Origin of the sequence: Pseudomonas sp. efr-133-TYG-5 (genome assembly GCF_030209175.1) — a bacterium.
Lineage (GTDB): Bacteria > Pseudomonadota > Gammaproteobacteria > Pseudomonadales > Pseudomonadaceae > Aquipseudomonas.
On the sequence record NZ_JARVSM010000010.1, the window covers coordinates 285,322 to 306,107 of the forward strand.

19 protein-coding genes and 1 pseudogene are annotated in these 20,786 nt (G+C 63.2%); 11 read left to right on the top strand and 9 right to left on the bottom strand.

Annotated elements, in window-relative coordinates:
* Positions 1-75: 75 nt before the first annotated feature.
* Both mazG and QRN70_RS27490 read left to right on the top strand, forming a co-directional pair.
* Positions 76-909 (top strand): nucleoside triphosphate pyrophosphohydrolase, encoded by an 834-nt coding sequence (gene mazG / locus QRN70_RS27485; protein ID WP_285420976.1) that lies wholly within the window; start codon positions 76-78, stop codon positions 907-909.
* A 27-nt stretch (positions 910-936) separates the two neighbouring features.
* Entirely contained in the window at positions 937-1,479 is a 543-nt protein-coding gene (locus QRN70_RS27490; RefSeq protein WP_285420977.1) for a DUF2058 domain-containing protein, read from the top strand.
* A gap of 92 nt (positions 1,480-1,571) precedes the next feature.
* Here the strand turns inward: QRN70_RS27490 and QRN70_RS27495 are convergent, their stop codons facing one another.
* The 6 genes from QRN70_RS27495 to QRN70_RS27520 all read right to left on the bottom strand — a co-directional run bounded on the left by QRN70_RS27495 (position 1,572) and on the right by QRN70_RS27520 (position 9,094).
* On the bottom strand, positions 1,572-1,760 hold the full coding sequence (locus tag QRN70_RS27495) for a hypothetical protein (protein WP_003227153.1): 189 nt from the start codon (positions 1,758-1,760) through the stop codon (positions 1,572-1,574).
* 380 nt (positions 1,761-2,140) lie between these two features.
* Entirely contained in the window at positions 2,141-3,361 is a 1,221-nt protein-coding gene (gene fabB / locus QRN70_RS27500) for a beta-ketoacyl-ACP synthase I (RefSeq protein ID WP_003227152.1), read from the bottom strand.
* Between the two features lie 11 nt (positions 3,362-3,372).
* Positions 3,373-3,888, bottom strand: coding sequence for a 3-hydroxyacyl-[acyl-carrier-protein] dehydratase FabA (fabA, locus tag QRN70_RS27505; RefSeq protein WP_003227150.1), 516 nt, complete (start codon positions 3,886-3,888; stop codon positions 3,373-3,375).
* 247 nt (positions 3,889-4,135) lie between these two features.
* Entirely contained in the window at positions 4,136-6,040 is a 1,905-nt protein-coding gene (locus QRN70_RS27510; RefSeq protein ID WP_285420978.1) for a response regulator, read from the bottom strand.
* Positions 6,037-6,969, bottom strand: a complete 933-nt coding sequence (locus tag QRN70_RS27515; RefSeq protein WP_285420979.1) for an ABC transporter substrate-binding protein — start codon at positions 6,967-6,969, stop codon at positions 6,037-6,039. The genes QRN70_RS27510 and QRN70_RS27515 overlap by 4 nt, the downstream gene beginning before the upstream one ends.
* Before the next feature lies 1 nt (position 6,970).
* Positions 6,971-9,094: a TonB-dependent receptor plug domain-containing protein gene (locus tag QRN70_RS27520; RefSeq protein ID WP_285420980.1), complete on the bottom strand. Its 2,124-nt coding sequence runs from the start codon at positions 9,092-9,094 to the stop codon at positions 6,971-6,973.
* A gap of 196 nt (positions 9,095-9,290) precedes the next feature.
* Here QRN70_RS27520 and QRN70_RS27525 point away from each other — a divergent pair, with 196 nt between their 5' ends.
* The 9 genes and pseudogenes from QRN70_RS27525 (at position 9,291) to QRN70_RS27565 (ending at position 17,239) form a co-directional block, all read left to right on the top strand.
* Positions 9,291-10,316, top strand: coding sequence for an NAD(P)H-dependent glycerol-3-phosphate dehydrogenase (locus tag QRN70_RS27525; RefSeq protein ID WP_285420981.1), 1,026 nt, complete (start codon positions 9,291-9,293; stop codon positions 10,314-10,316).
* Between the two features lie 17 nt (positions 10,317-10,333).
* Positions 10,334-10,681 (top strand): DUF4389 domain-containing protein, encoded by a 348-nt coding sequence (locus QRN70_RS27530; protein ID WP_285420982.1) that lies wholly within the window; start codon positions 10,334-10,336, stop codon positions 10,679-10,681.
* Positions 10,678-11,125, top strand: a pseudogene (gene sixA, locus QRN70_RS27535) (phosphohistidine phosphatase SixA). Before QRN70_RS27530 ends, sixA begins: the two are co-directional and overlap by 4 nt.
* Positions 11,126-11,250: 125 nt before the next feature.
* Positions 11,251-12,906, top strand: a complete 1,656-nt coding sequence (locus tag QRN70_RS27540; RefSeq protein WP_285420983.1) for an AMP-binding protein — start codon at positions 11,251-11,253, stop codon at positions 12,904-12,906.
* Between the two features lie 31 nt (positions 12,907-12,937).
* Positions 12,938-13,381 carry a hotdog fold thioesterase gene (locus QRN70_RS27545; RefSeq protein ID WP_285420984.1) on the top strand — a complete coding sequence of 148 codons (444 nt, stop codon included), beginning with the start codon at positions 12,938-12,940 and terminating at the stop codon, positions 13,379-13,381.
* 145 nt (positions 13,382-13,526) lie between these two features.
* The gene (locus tag QRN70_RS27550) at positions 13,527-14,333 is read left to right on the top strand and encodes an alpha/beta fold hydrolase (RefSeq protein WP_285420985.1); all 807 of its coding nucleotides are present in this window, start codon (positions 13,527-13,529) and stop codon (positions 14,331-14,333) included.
* Positions 14,330-15,184 carry an alpha/beta hydrolase gene (locus QRN70_RS27555; RefSeq protein WP_285420986.1) on the top strand — a complete coding sequence of 285 codons (855 nt, stop codon included), beginning with the start codon at positions 14,330-14,332 and terminating at the stop codon, positions 15,182-15,184. Before QRN70_RS27550 ends, QRN70_RS27555 begins: the two co-directional genes overlap by 4 nt.
* A gap of 127 nt (positions 15,185-15,311) precedes the next feature.
* Positions 15,312-16,118, top strand: a complete 807-nt coding sequence (locus tag QRN70_RS27560) for a DUF4892 domain-containing protein (protein ID WP_285420987.1) — start codon at positions 15,312-15,314, stop codon at positions 16,116-16,118.
* Between the two features lie 68 nt (positions 16,119-16,186).
* Complete coding sequence (locus QRN70_RS27565; RefSeq protein ID WP_285420988.1) at positions 16,187-17,239, top strand: AI-2E family transporter; 1,053 nt, start codon at positions 16,187-16,189, stop codon at positions 17,237-17,239.
* 578 nt (positions 17,240-17,817) lie between these two features.
* Here QRN70_RS27565 and xopAW read toward each other — a convergent pair.
* The 3 genes from xopAW to QRN70_RS27580 form a co-directional block, all read right to left on the bottom strand.
* Entirely contained in the window at positions 17,818-18,669 is an 852-nt protein-coding gene (gene xopAW / locus QRN70_RS27570; protein ID WP_285420989.1) for a XopAW family type III secretion system calcium-binding effector, read from the bottom strand.
* A gap of 112 nt (positions 18,670-18,781) precedes the next feature.
* A complete protein-coding gene (locus QRN70_RS27575) occupies positions 18,782-19,831 on the bottom strand; it encodes a sensor histidine kinase (RefSeq protein WP_285420990.1) in 1,050 nt (349 codons plus the stop codon).
* On the bottom strand, positions 19,831-20,580 hold the full coding sequence (locus tag QRN70_RS27580) for a response regulator (RefSeq protein WP_285420991.1): 750 nt from the start codon (positions 20,578-20,580) through the stop codon (positions 19,831-19,833). Before QRN70_RS27580 ends, QRN70_RS27575 begins: the two co-directional genes overlap by 1 nt.
* Between the last annotated feature and the right edge of the window lie 206 nt (positions 20,581-20,786).

A 20,786-nucleotide genomic window follows, 5' to 3' on the forward strand; every position in this document is an offset into this window, starting at 1 on the left:
TCGGTTCTCTTCAGAGACCGAGTTGTTTGTATCGCTGGCAAGTCAGCTCCCACAGGTTCTTGTAGAGACAGACAGATGTATTCACTTGAAGACCTGCTGCACCTGATGAGCCGCCTGCGCGACCCGCAGTACGGTTGCCCGTGGGACATCAAGCAAACCTACGCGACCATCGTCCCGCACACCCTCGAAGAAGCCTACGAAGTGGCCGATGCCATCGAGCGCGGCGACTTCGATCACTTGCAGGGCGAGCTCGGCGATCTGCTGTTCCAGGTGGTGTATTACAGCCAGCTGGCCCGGGAAGAAGGGCGCTTCGAATTCGCCGGGGTAATCGACAGCATCACGCGCAAGCTGATTCGCCGGCATCCGCACGTATTTCCCACCGGGGACCTGTATGCACCGCTGGATGTGCCGCGCCTGAGCGAAGAACAGGTCAAGCAGCGCTGGGAGGAGATCAAGGCCGAAGAGCGCGCCGAGAAATCCGCCGCGCCCGAGCAACTGTCATTGCTCGATGATGTGCCCGCCGCGTTGCCGGCACTGTCGCGTTCGGCCAAGTTGCAGAAACGCGCGGGCCAGGTCGGTTTCGACTGGCCGGATGCCTTGCCGGTGCTCGACAAGGTTCGCGAAGAGCTTGATGAAGTGCTCGAAGCCATGTCCGAAAATGACCCCGAGGCCGTGGCCGACGAAATCGGCGACCTGCTGTTTTCCGTGGTCAATCTGGCCCGGCACCTGAAGGTCGATCCGGAAACCGCGCTGCGTGGCGCCAATGGCAAGTTCGAGCGGCGCTTCCGTTTTATCGAACAGGCATTGCGCGACACCCACCGCCCCATGGAAGATTGCACCCTCGAAGAGTTGGACGCCCTCTGGGGCGAAGCCAAACGCCAGGAAAAGAATTTGCCCAGCTGCGGCTGAGCCGTTGCCCAAGTGAGTAAGCACCCCATGAGCCTTTCCCTTCGCGACCAGTTGCTCAAAGCAGGCCTGGTCAATCAAAAGCAGGCCAAGCAGGTCAGCAAAGACAAACAGAAACAACAGCGTCTGGCCCACAAGGGCCAGATCGAACTGGATGACTCGCAGCAGCGTGCCGCCCAGGAAGCCATGGCCGAGAAGGTCAAGCGCGACCAGGAGCTCAACCGCCAGCAGCAGGAAAAGGTCGAGGCCAAGGCCCGCGCCGCGCAGGTCAAGCAGTTGATCGAGGTGACGCGCCTGCCGAAGCTGAACACCGAGGATTACTACAACTTCGTCGACGACAAGAAGGTCAAGCGCATCTGCGTCAACACGCTGATGCGCAACAAGCTCAGCAACGGCGCGCTGGCCATCGTCCATCACGGTGGCGGTTACGAAGTGATTCCCCGCGAAGCAGCCCTGAAGATTCAGGAGCGCGATCCACAGCGCATTGTGCAGATGAACGTGAAGACCGAAGAGGTCAGTGCCGAGGACGACCCGTACGCGGCCTACCAGATCCCTGACGATCTGATGTGGTAAGCGTTCGAGACGAGCATACCTGCGCCTGACGACGACTGAAACGACAAACCCCGCTCATGGCGGGGTTTGTCGTTTTCAATGCTGTGGTTGCCTCAGGCGGACTTCAGGTCCCGTTGCTGTTCCTGCAGTTCCAGCTCGGCCTTGTAGTTGTGGGCATCGATCTCGTTGTGGAACATGCCGACCAGCAAGTCTTGTTGATGCACATCCCAGATCCGTACGCCGGCGGCTACGCCTTCATGGGACATGTGTGAATCGTCGCGTTCAGTTACTTTTACAGTCATCTGCTAGCTCCAAATCTCAGGTTATCTGCAGCAAGGCGTGTGCAGGACTCTGTTATATGATTTGTTAGCTTGCTAAGTAAACGCTCGATTTGCGCAAGGTGTTGTTGCGTTTTCTGCAACAGTGCTGCAGCCCGCGTAATCCGCGACATTCGGTCGCAGGGCGGTAAGTTGCATGACAGAAGTTTCATTTTCAGGTGCGCTGAAATCCCCTGTGGGAGCTGGCTTGCCGGCGATTGCGGGGTGTCAGCCGGCGGGGATGTTTGTGATGCCGACGTCATCGCTGGCAAGCCAGCTCCCACAGGGATAAGTGCTTTTTCCTGGCGAAAAAAAACGCCCCGAACCAGTCGGGGCGTTTTCATGTGCGGCTCAGCGGGAGGGGATTACTTGCCTTCCCAACGCTTCAGCACGAGGGTGGCGTTGGTGCCACCGAAACCGAAGCTGTTGCTCATCACGGTGTTGATGGTGGCGTTCTCGCGCGTCTTGGTCAGTACCGGCAGATCGGCCACTTCCGGATCCAGCTCATCGATGTTGGCGGAGCCGGCAATGAAGTTGCCTTCCATCATCAGCATGCAGTAGATCGCTTCGTGAACGCCGGCGGCGCCCAGGGAGTGACCGGACAGGCTCTTGGTCGAGCTGATCGCGGGTGCCTTGTCGCCGAACACTTCACGCACACCTTTCATTTCCGCGACGTCGCCGACCGGTGTCGAGGTGCCGTGGGTGTTCAGGTAGTCGATCGGGGTGTCGACGGTGGACATCGCCATCTGCATGCAGCGGATCGCGCCTTCGCCACTTGGAGCAACCATGTCGTAGCCGTCGGAGGTCGCGCCGTAGCCGACGATTTCCGCGTAGATCTTCGCGCCACGGGCCAGGGCGTGTTCCAGCTCCTCGACCACGACCATGCCGCCACCGCCAGCGATGACGAAACCGTCACGGTCGGCGTCGTAGGCGCGGGAGGCTTGTTCCGGGGTGTCGTTGCGCTTGCTGGACAGGGCGCCCATGGCGTCGAACAGGAACGACTGGCTCCAGTGCTCTTCTTCACCGCCACCGGCGAAGACGATGTCCTGCTTGCCCATCTGGATCTGTTCCATGGCGGTACCGATGCAGTGAGCACTGGTGGCGCAGGCAGAAGCGATGGAGTAGTTCAGGCCCTTGATCTTGAACGGCGTGGCCAGGCAAGCCGAAACGGTGCTGCTCATGGTCCGCGTTACGCGGTACGGGCCGACGCGCTTGACGCCTTTCTCGCGCAGGATGTCCAGCGCTTCCATCTGGTTCAGGGTCGACGCGCCGCCCGAGCCGGCGATCAGGCCGGTACGCGGGTTGGAGACTTGCTCTTCGGTCAGGCCGGAGTCAGCGATGGCGTCTTTCATGGCCAGGTAGGCGTAAGCCGCAGCGTGGCCGACGAAACGATAGATCTTGCGATCGATCAGTTCTTCAAGGTTGAGGTCGATGGAGCCGGAAACCTGGCTACGCAGACCCATTTCGGCATATTCCGGGTTGAACCGGATGCCAGGGCGGCTTGCACGCAGGTTAGCGGAGACGGTCTCTTTGTCATTGCCCAGGCACGAAACAATGCCCAGACCAGTGATAACGACGCGGCGCATGCGGATAACCCTTAGAAGTTGTCAGTGGAGGTGAACACGCCGACCCGGAGGCCTTCGGCGGTGTAGATTTCGCGACCGTCGACAGTCACCGAACCATCGGCAATGGCCAGGTTCAGCTTGCCCTTGAGGACGCGCTTGATATGAATGTTGTAGGTGACTTTCTTGGCGGTCGGCAGGACCTGGCCGAAGAACTTCACTTCGCCCGAACCCAGCGCGCGGCCGCGGCCCGGCAGGCCTTGCCAGCCCAGGAAGAAGCCGACCAGTTGCCACATGGCGTCCAGACCCAGGCAGCCCGGCATGACCGGATCGCCTTCGAAGTGGCAGGCGAAGAACCACAGGTCAGGATTGATATCCAGCTCGGCGACCAATTCACCTTTGCCGTACTTGCCGCCTTCTTCGCTGATCAGGGTGATGCGATCCACCATCAGCATGTTCGGGGCGGGCAGTTGCGCGTTACCTGGGCCGAACAGCTCACCGCGACTGCAGCGCAGCAGGTCTTCCCGAGTAAAGGCGTTTTGTTTGGTCATGCGAGCTCCTCAATAATCCCATGCGGCAGGTGGGGCAAATCTTCCCGACCGTCCGAAGCGTTCATGCCTCGAACCGGCAGCCTACTCATAGACTATTGCGTTGTGGTGAAAGTCACAGCACCAAGGACATGAATGTACACTTGTGCACTGAAATTTTTATTCAAGCCCCTTTTGAGGCTCGTTCGGGTGCCTAAGACTGCCGCACTTTCGCTTTTCACGCCAGTCGCAGATGGTCGAAAAGCCGTCACTACTGCACCCAGCGCTGCAGAATCTGCTGCAAGTCATTGCGTTTGAACGGCTTGGCCAGATAGTCGTTCATCCCGGCCGACAGGCAGTTCTCGCGGTCGCCCTGCAAGGCGTTGGCGGTCAGGGCAATGATCGGCACGTCGTCGCGCCCGGGCAGTCGACGGATCTGTCGGGTTGCCTCGTAGCCGTCGATGATCGGCAGGCGACAATCCATCAGAATCGCCTCGAACTGCTGCTCGCCGGCATGGCGCACGGCCTGGGCGCCATCGGTGGCGACGCTGACGGTAAAGCCCAGGCTGCGCAGCATCGACTCGATCACGGTCTGATTGACCGGGTTGTCCTCGACCAGCAGGACATTGCGCCCCTCGCCGTGACCATTGCCGCTGGCGGCGCGTGGCGCGGCCGGCGTCGGCAGTGCCTGCTTATATAAGGCCAGCGGGATTTCCAGGGTGAACACCGAGCCGCGTCCTTCCTCGCTTTGCGCGCGCAGCGTGCCGCCCATGCGCTCGGCGAGGGTGCGGGCAATCGGCAGACCCAGGCCGGTGCCGCCATAGCGCCGGGAGATCGAGCTGTCGGCCTGCTGGAAGGCGTTGAACATCAGCTCCAGGCTTTGCGCGGAAATGCCGATGCCGCTGTCGCGTACCGAACAGGTGAACCACAGCAGTTCGTGATCCAGCGCCTGCCACTGCGCCTCGATGCTGACGCGGCCCTGTTCGGTGAACTTCAGGGCGTTGCCGACCAGGTTGACCAGGATCTGCCGAATGCGCGTCGGATCGCCTTGCACCTGCAAGCCGCGCATGTCTTCGGGAATGCGCAACGCCAGCGTCAGCCCACGCTGTACCGCGCTGTGCTGGAACGACTGGGCGCAGGCGCCGATCAGGTCGGCGAGGTTGAAGGCAATGTGCTCCAGCTCCAGTTCCGAACGCTCGATGCGCGAGAAATCGAGGATGTCGTTGATCACCTTGAGCAGGTGTTCGGTGGATTCCGAGGCCAGCGCGGCGTACTCGATCTGCTCCTCGGTCATCTCCGTGGTTTCGAGCAACTGCAGCATGCCGAGGACGCCGTTCATCGGGGTGCGCAATTCGTGGCTCATCATCGCCAGGAAGTCCGACTTGGCGTTGTTGGCCTTTTCCGCCTCTTCGCGGGTCTGGATCAGTTGCGCCATCGCCTGGTGCTGTTCGCGGCTGGCCTGCTCCAGGGCCTGGGCCAGGTTGTTGATGTGTTGCGACAGGGCGCCGAGTTCGGTGTCATCGACGATCGGCAGGGGCGTCTTGTAGTCGCCGTCCTGGATCGCCTTGACTGCCAGGCCGATATCGCGGATCGGCTGCGACAGGCTGCCGGCCAGGCGCCGCGCCAGGACAAACGTGAAGAGCAGGGCGAACAGCGCGAGAATCGCGGCCTTGAGCAGGATCTCCTTCTGCCGCTGACTGAACGCATCGTTGGACAGACCGACGATCACTCGCCCCAGATAATCCTCGCTGGCCGCGCCGTTGGGACTCTTGCCGTCCTGGAAGAAATCATTGTGCAGGGCGATGCGCTGCAGGCGTACTGGCGCCTGGAACACTTCGACCTGATGCGGACGCTTGTGCGCATCGGCCGGTTGTTCGATGTAGGCGAGGATCCGGTTGGCGCTGTCCTGCACTTCGAGAAACCGCACGTTGGGCGTCGACAGCGTCGCCTTGAGCAGGCTCTCCAGCACTTCGTTGTTGCCGGAAATCACTCCGTATTCGGTGGCGGGTGCCAGCTGGTTGGCGATCAGTTGACCGGTGTTGTTCAGCTCCTGGCGCAAATCCTGGATGCGCACGAAGGTGAAGAAGCTGATCAGCAGCAAGGTCAGCAACAGTGCCGGGCCCAGGCTGATCAACTGAGTGCGGGTATTGATGTCCCAACGGCGGCGAAAAATCATCGGCGGCGCTCTCCTTCGGCCAATTCGGTGGCAACTGACGCTTCATTGATCGGTTCGATACCTAAGGAACGAGCCACCTGCGCATTGCTTGAGACTTTAAAACGTCCGGGATAGAGCGAACGCGGCCAGGCTGCCGGCGGGCGGTCGAGCAGGTCGTCGAGAATGGCCAGCCAGTCGCTCTGGTCGCTGTAGGTGCTGGCCAGGCAGCCGGCGCGTACGAAGGCGACGTTCGGCCCGACCAGCGCCAGTTGCCGCGCGTAGCTGCTGAGCAGCAGATTCTTCGCGGTTTTCGGGTTGTACAGATCGGGGTCGTCGAGACCGAGCAGCACGTCGCTGCTTTTCAGCACGGCTTGCAGCGGACGGCTGTCGTGAGTGTTGTCCCAGCGCTGATCGACGATTTCCATGTTCAGCGGGCCCGCTGCGTGATGCAGCTCCTTGAGCAGGAATTCGCTGTGCTGGTCGAACAGCACGCCGACCCGGCGCGCCTGCGGCAGAATCCGCCGGATCAGTTGCAGCTGCCGGCTCAACGGCGGATCGCTCCACAACAGGCTCAAATGCGTCGGCTGCGCCGTGCCGAAGCGTTGCTGCGCCTGCAGGCGACTGATGCGCAGCACCAGGGTGGCGGGGCCCTGGGATTCCTGCAAACGCCAGTCGAGGCTCGGCAGGTCCAACAGAATCAGACGCAGGCTCGCCGGCAGTTTGCCCGGTGCCGGCAGGCTGGCGAGCGGCTGGAAGCGCACCCGATCGGTCGGGCGCAATTCGCTCAGGGCCTGGACGAAAGACTGCACGCCGGGGCTTTCCTCGGCACCGGTCAACAGGATGTCGGCAGCCTGCACCGCCACGCCGTGCAACCAGGCGGTCAGGAACAGGCACAGGCCGCACAGCCACTGGCCGAGCGTTGGCGTCTTCCGTGACAGGCCGTGGCGCATGCTAGAACTCCAGCTCGGCGCTGAAGTACAGCACCCGGCGTTCGTCGTAATTGTTGTCGACGAACGTGGTCGGCTCATGGTCGAGGCGCTGTTGCAGCACGCCGGCCAGTTGCAGGCTGGCCTTGCCCAGGGGCATGCGTCTGGCGATGCGGGTGTCGACCCGCTCGAAGCGGTAACCGTTGAGCGCGTTGTCGCCATAATAGAAGAGGGCGCTGTTCCAGCCGTGGCCCCAGTCGCGCAGCCAGCCGGCCGAGCCGCTGTTGCGCGCGGTGAATTGCTGGTCGAGCGGATTGCTCGCCTCGGCGTCGACGAAGGCGTAGGTCAGGCGCAGGCGGTCGGCGGCGTTCAGGCGCCAGTCGACCTGGGCTTCGCTGCCACGAAAGCGTGAGCTGTTGGCGTTGCTGGCGATGTACTGATTGTTGCGCAGCGGCTCGCTGATCATGCCGCTGATTTCGTCGTAGAACAGCTTCACATCCAGCGCCACGCCCAGCTCGGCGAAATAGCCGTTGTAGCCCAGCTCCCGCGAGCGCATGTGCTCCTGGTCGAGATCGCCGGGACCGCGTGTCTTGACGAAATAGCGGGCGGAATTCTGGCCGTAGGCAGCGGGCCGCAGGTTGGTCACCTGATAACTCCAGTTGACGTTGTTCTCGAACATGTCCGGCGAACGAATCGCCTCCGAATACACCGCGCGCAAGCCGTGACGCGGATTGATCAGGTAGTTGACGGCGAAGCGCGGCGTCAGCGAGCTGCCGATCAGCCGGGTGTCCTCGTACATCGCCCCGCCCTGCAACAGCCAGTGGTCACCGGCGCGCCACTCCAGCTGGCCGAAGGCGCGCCAGGTGGTGTCATCCAGCGTGCCGTTGAAATAGGTCTCGGAATCGGCCCGGTCGTAACGATAGTTCAGGCCGCTGACCAGGCGCAGGCTGTCGGACAGGCTGAGGGTGTCCTGCAACTCGAGGTCGTAGCGCGATTCGCGGGCGCTCTGGTCGATGTCGCCGCACAGGGTCTGGCTGGCGCCGTTGCGCCACTGCTCCAGCACCTGATTGGCCAGGGCCATTTCCTGTGGGGTGCCGGCTTCAGGGCCGGGGCCGAGAAAACGCGTGATGTTGCGCGCCAGCCGTTCGGTGTAATTCGGATTGAGCTGCCACAGCTGGGTCAGCTGCGGGCTGAACGACACTTCGGCATCGCACGCCCGCCACACCTGCTGGCGGTCCCAGTGCTGGGCCGAGCCCTGGACATACAGGCTGTGATCGGGGTTGACGTCGAGGTTCCAGCGCACCGAGCCGGCGTAATCCTTGGCCACCACGTCGGAATTGTTTCCGGCGGCGGTAATCCCGGAGAACACCGGGCGGTAGGTGTAGGGCCGCTGATTGCTGCCGTCCTTGGCGTTGATCTGCCAGTCGACGCTCTGGTTGTCGCCGAGGGTCTGGCTGACCGCGAGGCTGAAGCGATTCAAGCGCCGACTGTCGCGGTAGTCGGCGCCGTTGCGGTCGCTGTCGAAACCGTCGTCCTCCTGGCCGGACAGCGACAACCGCAGATCGCCGCCATTCCAGCCGGTGCCCTGGCTGGCATAGAAGTCATTGATGCCGCGCTGACCGCGGGTGACTTTCAGGCGCGTGCCGTGGCTATCCGCCGGGTTGCGGGTGATGATGTTGACCACCGCCATCAACGCGTTGGCGCCGTAGCTGACAGTGTTCGGCCCGCGAAATACCTCGACGCGCTCGATGTCCTCCATGGCCACCGGAATATCGCTCCAGTCCACCGTGGCCAGGCCTGCGCGATACACCGAGCGACCATCGATCAGCACCTGCATGCGCCGTGCTTCGCTGGCGTTGGTGCCGTGGTAGTTGACCGCCGCCTGATTGCCGCTGATGTTGCCGACCATCATGCCCGGCACCAGGCGCAGCAGTTCACTGATGTCGCGGGCGCCGCTGGCGTTGATCAGTTCGCTGTCAAGGACGGTCATGCTTCCCGGCACTTCCGCCGGCGCCTGCTTCAGGCGCGTGGCCGTCAGCACTTGCGGCAGGGCCTCGCTGTCGAGAAACAGGTCGTCCGCCAGCAATGCCGGGCTGAACAGCAGCGCCAGCAGCAGGGGGGAACGAGGGGAGCGAGGGCCAGAAAACACGACACAGCCTTGATAGCGGAGAATTGGCGCGCATGTTAACCGACCGCAATGACTTTTCCAGTCACGTTGCAGGCATTTTCCTCGGTTTTATTGGTCTTCTTCCTACAAGTGGCGGTAATTGATCGCGGGGCTGTCCGAGAAGGGACCGCTCCGTATAATGCCGCCATCGCCACTGGTATGGATTAACGGATTACATATGACTGAACAGCGCCCGATTGCGGTCCTGGGAGGCGGAAGTTTCGGTACCGCCGTGGCCAATCTGTTGGCCGGGAACGGCCATCAAGTCCGGCAGTGGATGCGTGACCCCGAGCAGGCCGAGGCCATCCGGGTCAACCGCGAAAACCCGCGTTACCTCAAGGGCATCAAGATTCTGCCAGGCGTGACTGCGGTCACCGACCTGCAGGCCACCCTCGACGCCTGCGACTTGTGTTTTGTCGCGCTGCCGTCCAGCGCCTTGCGCACGGTACTGGCCAGCCACGCCGAGCGCCTGAGCGGCAAAATGCTGGTCAGCCTGACCAAGGGCATCGAAGCCCAGACCTTCAAACTGATGAGCCAGATCCTCGAAGAGATCGCTCCGCAGGCGCGCATCGGCGTGCTCTCCGGGCCGAACCTGGCGCGGGAAATCGCCGAGCACGCGCTGACCGCCACGGTGGTCGCCAGCGAAGACGAAGAACTCTGCAAAGCGGTTCAGGCTGCGCTGCATGGCCGCACTTTCCGCGTCTACGCCAGTGCCGACCGCTTTGGCGTGGAGCTGGGCGGGGCGTTGAAAAACGTTTACGCGATCATCGCCGGCATGGCCGTGGCACTGGAGATGGGTGAGAACACCAAGAGCATGCTGATCACCCGCGCGCTGGCCGAGATGACCCGTTTCGCGGTGAACCAGGGCGCCAACCCGATGACCTTCCTCGGCCTGGCCGGGGTGGGCGATCTGATCGTCACTTGCTCGTCGCCGAAAAGCCGCAACTACCAGGTCGGTTTCGCACTCGGCCAGGGCCTGAGCCTCGACGAGGCGGTGTCGCGCCTGGGTGAAGTGGCCGAAGGGGTCAACACCCTCAAGGTGCTCAAGGCCAAGTCCCAGGAGGTCGGCGTGTACATGCCGCTGGTCGCCGGGCTGCACGCGATCCTCTTCGAAGGGCGCACGCTGGAGCAGGTGATCGGGTTGTTGATGCGGGCCGAGCCGAAGACCGACGTCGACTTTATTTCCACCAGCGGTTTCAACTGAGCAGCAAGGAGCGAACCATGAACGATCCAAAAACCGAAGCCCGATATGAGTCGATCCTGCTGCGCGTGCTGTGGATGATCGTCTACCTGCTGGTCTGGCAGGTCGCGCAGTTCATCCTCGGCGCGGTGGTGCTGGTGCAATTGATCTATCGTTTGATCTACGGCGCACCCAGTGCCAGCCTGATGAACTTCGGCGACAGCCTGAGCCAGTTCCTGGCGCAGATCGGCCGCTTCGGCAGTTTTCACAGCGACCAGAAACCCTGGCCATTCGCTGACTGGCCGACCCCACGGACCCCGGAAGGCGAAGCGCCGCATGCCGTGCCAGCGGCCGCGCATCCGGCCCGAGATGAGGAGCCCAAGCTATGAAACTCTGGGTATTGCGTCACGGCGAGGCCGAACCCTATGGTTCGCGCCCCGATTCCGAGCGGACCCTGACCGACCGCGGGCGCCAGGAAGTCCTGAGCAGCGCACCTGATCGGCCAGCCATTGACCGCGATCTATGCCAGTCCTTACCTGCGGGCGCAGCAGACCGCGCAACTGGTGCGCGAAGCGCTGGGCTTCGAGCCGGAAATCCGTACGGTGGAATGGCTGACCCCGGGCACCGACCCGGACAAGGTCGCCGAGCAACTGGTGGCGGTGAGCAACGTGCTGCTGGTCAGCCACAACCCGCTGGTCGGCAATCTGCTGAGCTACCTGCAGCACGGCGCCGGGTATCCGCCGGAGAAGGTCGGCACCGCCGGTCTGGCCGAGCTGGAAAGCCCGGAGCTGCTGATCGGCTCGATGACCCTCAATAGCCTCAAGCATCCCTGAACGCAAACGATCGCCGCCGGCGGCAGGCGGCGATCCTGTGAACTGTTTCAACCGGTAAAAAAAACAACCAAGCACTTGCTTGGTTGACTACGCTTGCTCCAGACCCGAAAACAGGAGCGAGTCGCATGTCTGCCGCCATCCGTCTGCCGCTGGAGATGTTCTACGAACGCGAGGCCCGCCACCCGCGCCAGCGCTTCCTGGTGCAGCCGATTGGCGGTGGGCAGGTCGAGACCCTGACCTGGGCCGACGTCGGTCATCAGGCCCGCTGTGCCGCGCACTGGCTGCGCGCGCGGGAGTTGCCGGCGGGCAGCCACATCGCCCTGATCTCGAAAAACTGCGCGCACTGGATCATCGCCGATCTGGCGATCTGGATGGCCGGGCATGTCTCGGTGCCGCTGTATCCGAACCTCACCGCCGATTCCGTGGCCCAGGTGCTGGGGCACTCGGACAGCGTGCTGGCGTTCATCGGCAAGCTCGATGACTGGCCGGCGATGTCGCTCGGCATGCCGGCGGATCTGCCGACCGTCAGCCTGCCGCTGCACCCACCGGGCACCTTCGATTTCAGCTGGGACGAGCTGCAACGCAGTTCGCCGATCCAGGACGATCCGCGGCCCGCTGCCGAGCAACTGGCGACCATCATTTATACGTCGGGCACCACGGGTCTGCCCAAGGGGGTGATGCACAGTTTCGCCAACCTCGGATTCGCCACCACCCACGGCACCCGGTTATTCGGCCTCAACGAGAAGGACCGGCTGCTGTCCTACCTGCCGTTGTGCCATGTCGCCGAGCGGATGTTCGTCGAACTGGCGTCGATCTACACCGGGCAGACGGTGTTCTTTGCCGAGAGCCTGGAGACCTTCCTCACCGACCTGCAACGGGCGCGGCCGACGGCGATGTTCGGTGTGCCGCGGATCTGGACCAAGTTCCAGATGGGCGTGTACGCCAAGATCCCCGCCAAGCGCCTGGACTTCCTGCTTGGCCTGCCCCTGATCGGCAAACGGGTCGGGCACAAGGTCCTCGCCGGGCTGGGCCTCGACGCCTTGCGCGTGGCGCTCTCCGGGGCCGCGCCGGTGCCGCAGGCGTTGCTGAGCTGGTATCAGAAGCTCGGGCTGGAGGTGCTGGAGGTCTACGGCATGACCGAGAGCTGCGGTTATTCGCACATCTGCCTGCCGGGCCAGTACCGCCAGGGCTGGATCGGCAAGCCGTGCCCGCAAGTCGAGGTGCGCATCGACGCGTCCGGCGAAGTGCAGGTACGCAGTCAGGCGAACATGCTCGGTTATTACAAGGAACCGCAGAAAACCGCCGAGACCCTCACCGCGGACGGCTTTCTGCGCACCGGCGACAAGGGCGAGCAGGACGCCGAAGGGCGTTTGCGTCTGACCGGTCGCCTGAAAGAGATCTTCAAGACCAGCAAGGGCAAGTACGTCGCGCCGGCACCGATCGAAAATCGCCTGGCGGTGCATTCGCGGATCGAGCAGGTGTGTGTGGTCGGCGATGGCCTGAGCGCGCCGCTGGGGTTGTGCGTGCTGTCGCTGGCCGGGCGCGACGAAACCCGCGCGAGCCTGCACGCGAGCCTGGAAAAGCTGTTGCAGGAGGTCAACGCTGCGCTCGACAAACACGAGCGGCTGCACCGGCTGGTGGTGGTCAGGGACAGCTGGGCGGTGGAAAACGGCTTCCTCACGCCGACCCTGAAAATCAAGCGCAACATCATTGAAGACACCTACGGCGCGCGGTTCGCCGAATGGAGCGAGCGCAGCGAGGCGGTGCTGTGGCAGGATTGAGCGACCACCCAAACAACAAAGGAAGCCTGCGATGAGCTTGTGGCGTACCACTCCCGACATCGAGCAGTTGAATGCAAGCCAGAAAAACACCATCGGTGAAGTGCTGGATATCCGCTTCGAGTCTTTCGACCAGGAGTCGCTGACCGCCAGCATGGTGATCGACCATCGCACCCACCAGCCCTACGGCCTGCTGCATGGCGGCGCTTCGGTGGTGCTGGCGGAGACGGTCGGCTCGATGGCCAGTTACCTGTGCATCGATGCCAGCAAATTCTATTGCGTGGGCCTGGAAATCAATGCCAACCACCTGCGCGGATTGCGCAGCGGACGGGTCACGGCAGTGGCCAGAGCGATTCACATCGGGCGCACCACGCACGTCTGGGACATACGCCTGACCAGCGACGAAGGCAAGGCCAGTTGCGTGTCGCGGCTGACCATGGCGGTGGTGCCGCTGGGTGAGCAGCCGCCGGCGCGCTGAGCATCTTCGTTCAGGGAACAGCAAAGTCCCTGAATCAGCCTGTCCTTGGCCTGACTGTCATCATTCCTGGCAGTTACGGTCATTGCTCACGGACGCGCGCTTGCGGACAATCAACGCTCTGTTTTCCGCTCATGGATTTGCCGGTATGTCGCAACCGATCTTTTTCGCCCACGCCAACGGTTTTCCCTCAGGGACCTACGGCAAGCTGTTTTCGGCGCTGGCGCCCGAATACCGGGTCGCGCATTTGCAGCAGCATGCCCATGATCCGCGGTTTCCAGCGGACGACAACTGGTACAACCTGGTCGACGAACTGATCCATCATCTGCAGCAACAGGACGCGCCGGTGTGGGGCGTCGGTCATTCCTTTGGCGGGGTGCTGCATTTGCACGCGGCACTGCGCTGCCCGGAGTTGTATCGCGGCGTGGTGATGCTCGACTCGCCCGTGCTGACCCGGACCGATCAATGGGTGATCCGTGCCGCCAAGCGCTTTGGTTTCATCGATCGACTGACCCCGGCCGGGCGCACGCTCGGGCGGCGTGAAGAGTTTGCCGACCTGGACAGCGCCCGCCGTTACTTTGCCGGCAAGACCCTGTTCCGTGGCTTCGACCCTGAATGCTTCGACGCCTACCTGCAACACGGTTTGCACAAGGTTGGCGACAAACTGCGCCTGCGCTTCGATCCTGCCACCGAAATCAGCATCTACCGCGGCGTGCCGCACACCAGCCCCGGGCGCACCCGGCAATTGCAGGTGCCGCTGGCGGTGGTGCGCGGGCACAAAAGCCGCGTGGTGATGCGCCATCACACCAGTTTCGTCGGGCGCCTGCCGCAGGGCGAATCGCTGACCATGCCCGGCGGCCACATGTTTCCCCTCGAGCGTCCGCAGGACACTGCGCAACTGCTCAAAGACCTGTTCACGCGCTGGGACGCCCGGCAAGCCAGGCATTGCGCATGAGCCAGACCGTCGAAGAAGTGCGCCTGAGCCTGCCGCACATCGAGCTGGCGGCGCACTTGTTCGGCCCGGAAGACGGGCTGCCGGTGATCGCCCTGCATGGCTGGCTCGATAACGCCAACAGCTTTGCGCGCCTGGCGCCACGGCTCAGAGGCCTGCGCATCGTCGCCCTGGACATGGCCGGCCATGGCCATTCCGGGCATCGTCCGAACGGTGCCGGGTATGCGCTGTGGGATTACGCCCACGATGTGCTGCAAGTCGCCGAACAACTGGGCTGGCAGCGCTTCGGCCTGCTTGGGCATTCGATGGGCGCGATTGTCTCGCTGGTGCTGGCCGGTTCGCTGCCGGAGCGGATCACCCACCTGGCGTTGATCGACGGCGTGATTCCGCCTACGGACAAAGGCGAAAATGCCGCCGAACGCATGGGCATGGCCCTGCAGGCGCAACTGGATCTGCGGGACAAGCGCAAACCGGTCTACCACACCCTCGACCGTGCCATCGAAGCGCGGATGAAAGGGCTGGTGGCGGTCAGTCGCGAAGCCGCCGAACTGCTGGCACAACGCGGGCTGATGCCGGTGCCGGGGGGGTACACCTGGCGCACCGACAATCGCCTGACCCTGCCGTCACCGCTGCGTCTGACCCAGGAGCAGGCGCTGGCGTTCGTGCAGCGCATCAGCTGTCCGGCGCAACTGGTGATCGCTGCAGACGGCATGCTGGCCAAGCATCCCGAGTTGCTGGAGCGTCTACCCTTTAGCCGGGAACAGCTGCCGGGCGGGCACCATTTGCACCTGAACGACGAAGCTGGTGCCGCGCTTGTCGCAGACTGTTTCAATCGCTTCTTCGCCATTCCTTGACTTGCACCGGGCAACTGTCGAGGCTGGGCGGGTTGAAATGGGAGACAACCACGATGGATTTCTATACCGCTGCGCCCCCGAAAAGCCTTGATGGCGTCCAGGCCTTACCGGTCCGATGAGCCTGCCCATGCGGTCACTCAGTCTGCTGGTGCTGTGCTGCTTCAGTCCCGTGTTGTTCGCCGCCGATGTGCCGGGCAGTCAGGATCTGCCGATCGTGCCGCGCGTGGCCGATGCGCAGATCGTCGATTATCGCCCGCCGGTGGAGATGGAGCGGATCTATCCGCTGGGCTCGATCCGCAAGATCAGCGGCCAGTTGCGCTTCGACGGTCAGGTCAGCGCCCGTGGGCAAACCACCTCGGTGACCTACGAGCTGCCGCCGGAACATTCCGCCAACGAAGCCTTCACGGTGGCCCGCGAGGCCCTGCAGAAACAGGACGCCGAACTGCTGTTCTGGTGCCAGGCGAGGGACTGCGGCGAAAGCAGCCTGTGGGCCAACGAAGTGTTCGGCAATGCCAAGCTGTACGGTGCCGACGAGCAACAGGCGTATCTGCTGCTGCGGCTGGCGGCCCCACGGGACAACACCCTGGTGGCGCTCTACAGCATCACTCGCGGCAATCGCAAAGCCTATCTGCATGTCGAGCAGTTCGAAGCCGGCGCAGCGCTGGGTGACTTGCTGCCGACCTCGGCGACGCTGCTGCGGCAACTCAAGAGCACCGGCGAACTGGATTTCCCCAAGCTGACCGGCGATCCGGATGACACCTGGCTGCGCCTGCTGTCCCGTGGCCTCAACCTCGACACCACTCTGCGCGTGACGGTTTCCGGAGCCAGGGCCGAGGCCTGGCGCCAGGCGCTGATCGGCCAGGGCGTGCGTGCGGCACGGATGGAAACCGGCAGTGTCGAAGGTGCCGGCCTGCGTATCGAGCTCTTGCGTTAGGTGGTTCTGGCGAGCACGCACCGCGTGTTCGCCTACTCTTTGGCTGACTGACTTTTTCGAGACCCTACATGCTCAATAACGATCGGCTGTTGGTGCAGATCCTCCTGCTGGTGCTGTTCGGCGCCAGTCTTTGGGTGATGGCGCCGTTCTGGTCGGCGCTGTTCTGGGGGGCGGTGCTGGCGTTCGCCAGTTGGCCGCTGATGCGTCTGCTGACCCGTTGGCTCAATGGCCGCGAATCGCTGGCGGCGCTGCTGTTGACCGTAGGCTGGATGCTGCTGGTGGCGGCGCCGCTGGTATGGCTGGGCTTCAACCTGGCCGACCATGTGCGCGATGCCACGGCATTCATCAAGGACGTGCAGGTCGATGGACTGCCGGAGGCGCCGGCCTGGCTTGGTGGCGTGCCGCTGGTGGGCGAACGGCTGGTGGGCATCTGGAACAGTATCGACCAGCAGGGCGCGGCCATGATGGTGGCGGTCAAACCTTATCTGGGGCAGGTCGGCAACTGGCTGCTGGCGCGCAGTGCGCAGATCGGCGGGGGGATCCTCGAGCTGACCCTGAGCATTGTCTTCGTGTTCTTTTTCTACCGTGACGGGCCACGTCTTGCCGCGTTCGTGCACGGCCTGCTGCAGCGTTTGATCGGCGACCGCGCCGGGTACTACATCGAACTGGTGGCCGGCACCGTGCAGCGGGTGGTCAACGGGGTCATCGGCACGGCGGCCGCGCAGGCGCTCCTGGCGCTGATCGGCTTCCTTATCGCCGGGGTACCGGGTGCGCTGGTGCTGGGGATCGTGACGTTTCTGCTCAGCCTGATTCCGATGGGCCCGCCACTGGTGTGGATTCCTGCCACGGCGTGGCTGGCCTGGAAGGGCGAGTACGGGATGGCGGTGTTTCTCGGGATCTGGGGGACGTTCATCATCAGTGGCGTGGACAACGTGCTCAAGCCGTACCTGATCAGCCGCGGGGGCAATCTGCCGCTGGTGATTGTCCTGCTGGGGGTGTTTGGCGGGTTGATTGCGTTCGGGTTTATCGGGTTGTTTATCGGGCCGACGTTGTTGGCGGTGGCTTATAGTTTGTTGACGGATTGGAGCAAGAGCCAGGGGCGGGTAGAGGATCGGCGCTGAGCTTTTTGTTGGTCTTGGTCTTGGTTTTGGTGTTTGGGTTGGTCTTGGCGGCCTCTGGGCCGACCAGGTTTTGGTTTGTTCGGTGTGTATATCCGTTGCTTCGGTAACGGCGGCTTAGGGTTTCGCCCTTACGGCGACTCACTTTTTTGACAAACGCCTCAAAAAAGTAAGCAAAAAAACGCTCGCCCCGGCGTTCGGCCCCTCGCGGGCTCGGGGTTCCTTCGCTCCGGTGTCCATCCGGGGGCATCGACTTCGTCGACGGGTTCGGCTTCGCCAAACGGCGCTGCGCGCCCATCCCCGGATGCACACCTCCACTCAGCCTTCCGAAGGGGCGGGTGGATCAAGATCAAGAGCTTTGTCGAGCTAACGCTCATCCTGGTGGTGCAGCGGTCTGGTTTTCGCTTGCCGGACGGCCGAACTGGTTCTTTCAGCGTATTCAATGCGCGCGGCAGGAGCTGCTGAAGGCTGCGATCTTTGCTGGTTTGTCCAATCGATCCATACCTTTGCGCAGCTCCCGCAGCGGGCGCGTTGGTTTTGATCGTTCCTGTTCGGGATTGATCGTTACTCGTTCGGCGGGCTCATGTTGCTACGTTCAGGTATTTGCCCACCGACGCGGTGTTATCGAGTGAATACTGTTTGCTCAGGTTGGCAATCATGCGGTTGAGCGCTTCGCGGGTGGTTTGGGAGGTGCTGGTGTTTGTTTCGTCGGTCGGGCGTTCGCGCCCGGCATGCAGGGCGGCTTTCAGTTCGTCGCTGCTGACGCCACCACTGCCGTCGCTGTCCAGCACTTCGAGCAAGGCGGCGCTGGTGTCGGTATCGGTCGAGGAACTGCTGGCGGCGGTTTGCAGGGCGCTGCTCAGTTCGCTGGCGCTGACGTTGCCGTCGCCATCGCTATCGAGTTGGCCGAACAGTTCATCGCTGGACACCTGGGGCGGTGGCGGTGGGGGGAGGCTGGCGCTGAGTTCGTCCTGGCTGACGACGCCGTCCTTGTTTTTATCCAGGGCCGAGAAGACTTCGTTGCTGTCGGCGCTGCTGCCGGCACTGGTCAGGCCGCTGCTCAGTTCATCGTTGCTGATCGCGCCATCACCGTCGCTGTCCAGCGCACTGATCAGGGCGTCGGCTAGGTCGGTGTTGGGGGCCTGATCGCCGGGACGCGGTGGAGGTGGCGCCATGGCGGTCATTTCTTCGGCGCTGAGGCTGCCACTGGAGTCGCTGTCGAGGTCGCCGAATTGTTTGCTCAGGCTGACCAGAAGGCCGTCATTGGCTTTCTGCGACAGAGCACTGCTCAGTTCGTCCTGATCCACCGCGCCGTCGCCGTTGCTGTCGAGCTTGGCGAACAGCTGCTTTTGCAGCTGCTGGCTGCGTGCATTTTGCGTGGTGGTGCTGCTGGTGCTGGTATAGCTCGTGTAGTTGCTGACGCTACCGATCATGGGCTCGCTCCTTGGACTGTAGAACCGGTGAGTGTCCCGGCTTGTGCAGCCTCAAGGGGCAAGTTGTCGTGGGTATAGGCCGTTTGTACCGGACGCTACACAAGCGCGGATCTCAGCCGCGGGGCAGGCGGATGATCGCAGTCAGTCCGCCACCGGGCGTGTCTTCGAGGTTCAACTGGCCGCCGAGGCGCTGCGCGGCTTCACGGGCGATAGTCATGCCCAGACCTACGCCGCCGGAATTGCGGTTGCGCGAGCCTTCCAGGCGAAAGAACGGTTCGAACACCGCCTCGCGTTGATCCGCGGCAATGCCCGGGCCGTGGTCGATGACGCGAATCAGCAACTGTTCCCGCTGATCCTGCAGTTCGATGCGTACCTGCCCGGCATAGCGCAGGGCGTTATCCAGCAGGTTGTTGATGCACGAGCGCAGGGCCATGGGCTGTACCGGCAGCGGTGCACAATGCCCGCTGACCTGGGCATCGGCGCCCTGGTCCTGGGCGTTTTCACACAGCGATTCGACCAGCGCCTGTACATCCATCAGTTGCACGGCTTCGCTGGTGCGCTGCTCGTGCAGGTAGGTCAGGGTGGCGTCGAGCATGCCGATCATGTCGTCCAGGTCCTGACGCATCTGACCTTGCAGCTTCTCGTCGTCGATCTGCTCCAGGCGCAGTTTCAGGCGCGACAGCGGGGTACGCAGGTCGTGGGACACCGCGCCGAGCATGCGCGCGCGTTGCTGCACTTGGCCGCGAATCCGTTGTTGCATCAGGTTGAATGTGTACGCGGCCTGCCTGGCTTCGCGCGGGCCGGATTCGTCCAGCGGCGGGCTGTTGAGGTCCTCGCTGAGACGTTCGGCGGCATCGCTCAGGCGCTGGATCGGCCGGGTCAGCAGCTTGGCGCCGTACCAGGCAGCGATAATCAGCGAGATGAACTGGAAGGTCAGCGGCACCAGCGGCCCGCCAAACCAGGGGCGCGGCGGGCGTGGGGCAAAGCGCGGATCTTGCGGCGGCGGCTGGCCGTTGAAGTTTTCCGCGAACGGCGGCGGTGGTGGCGGTGGCGGCGGGCCGTAGAGACGGAACCAGGCAAAGGCCAGCAAGTGCGCCAGGACAATCGCCACCAACAGCACGCCGAAGAGGCGGCCGAACAGCGTGTCGAAGCGCGCTCGCATCAGCCGATGTCCCGGGCGTCGAACAGATAGCCTTCACCGCGCACGGTCTTGATCAGTTGCGGCGCCTTCGGGTCGTCGCCGAGCTTCTGTCGCAGCCGCGATACCAGCAGGTCGATGCTGCGGTCGAAGGCTTCGATCGAGCGGCCACGGGCTGCATCCAGCAACTGTTCGCGGCTGAGCACCCGGCGCGGGCGTTCGATGAAGACCCAGAGCAGGCGGAATTCGGCGTTGGACAGCGGCACCACCAGGCCATCGTCGGCGATCAGTTGCCGCAATACGCTGTTCAGGCGCCAGTTGTCGAAGCGAATGTTTGCCCGCTGCTCGGTGCGGTCGTCGCGCACCCGGCGCAGGATGGTCTGGATCCGCGCCACCAGTTCGCGCGGCTCGAATGGCTTGGCCATGTAGTCGTCGGCGCCCAGTTCCAGGCCGATGATGCGGTCGGTGGGTTCGCAACGGGCGGTGAGCATCAGGATCGGAATGTCCGATTCGGCACGCAGCCAGCGGCACAGCGACAGACCGTCTTCGCCGGGCAGCATGAGGTCGAGCACCACCACGTCGAAGTGTTCGGCCTGCATCGCCTGGCGCATGGCCGCGCCGTCGGTGACGCCGCTGGCGTGAATGTTGAAGCGCGCCAGATAGTCGATCATCAGCTCGCGGATCGGCACGTCATCGTCGACGATCAGCGCCCGGACGCTCCAGCGCTTGTCGTCTTTCTGCTCTTCGTTCACGGAGGCTTGGGTGTTGTGCATGGGGCTGTTCATCTGCCAGTAGGCCGCCAACCACAAAGATAGGCTGCGAGGTTGTGGTTTCAGCATAGGCGTCCGGCCGTGAGGCGGGAAGGGCTGCTGTAAGGACATGTTGCGGCTGGCGAGGCTAGCGCGGGTGCATGTTGTCGGCGTGTCGGCTGTGTATCGAAGTCGACACAATAGCTTCGAACGCTATGCTGATCACGTCC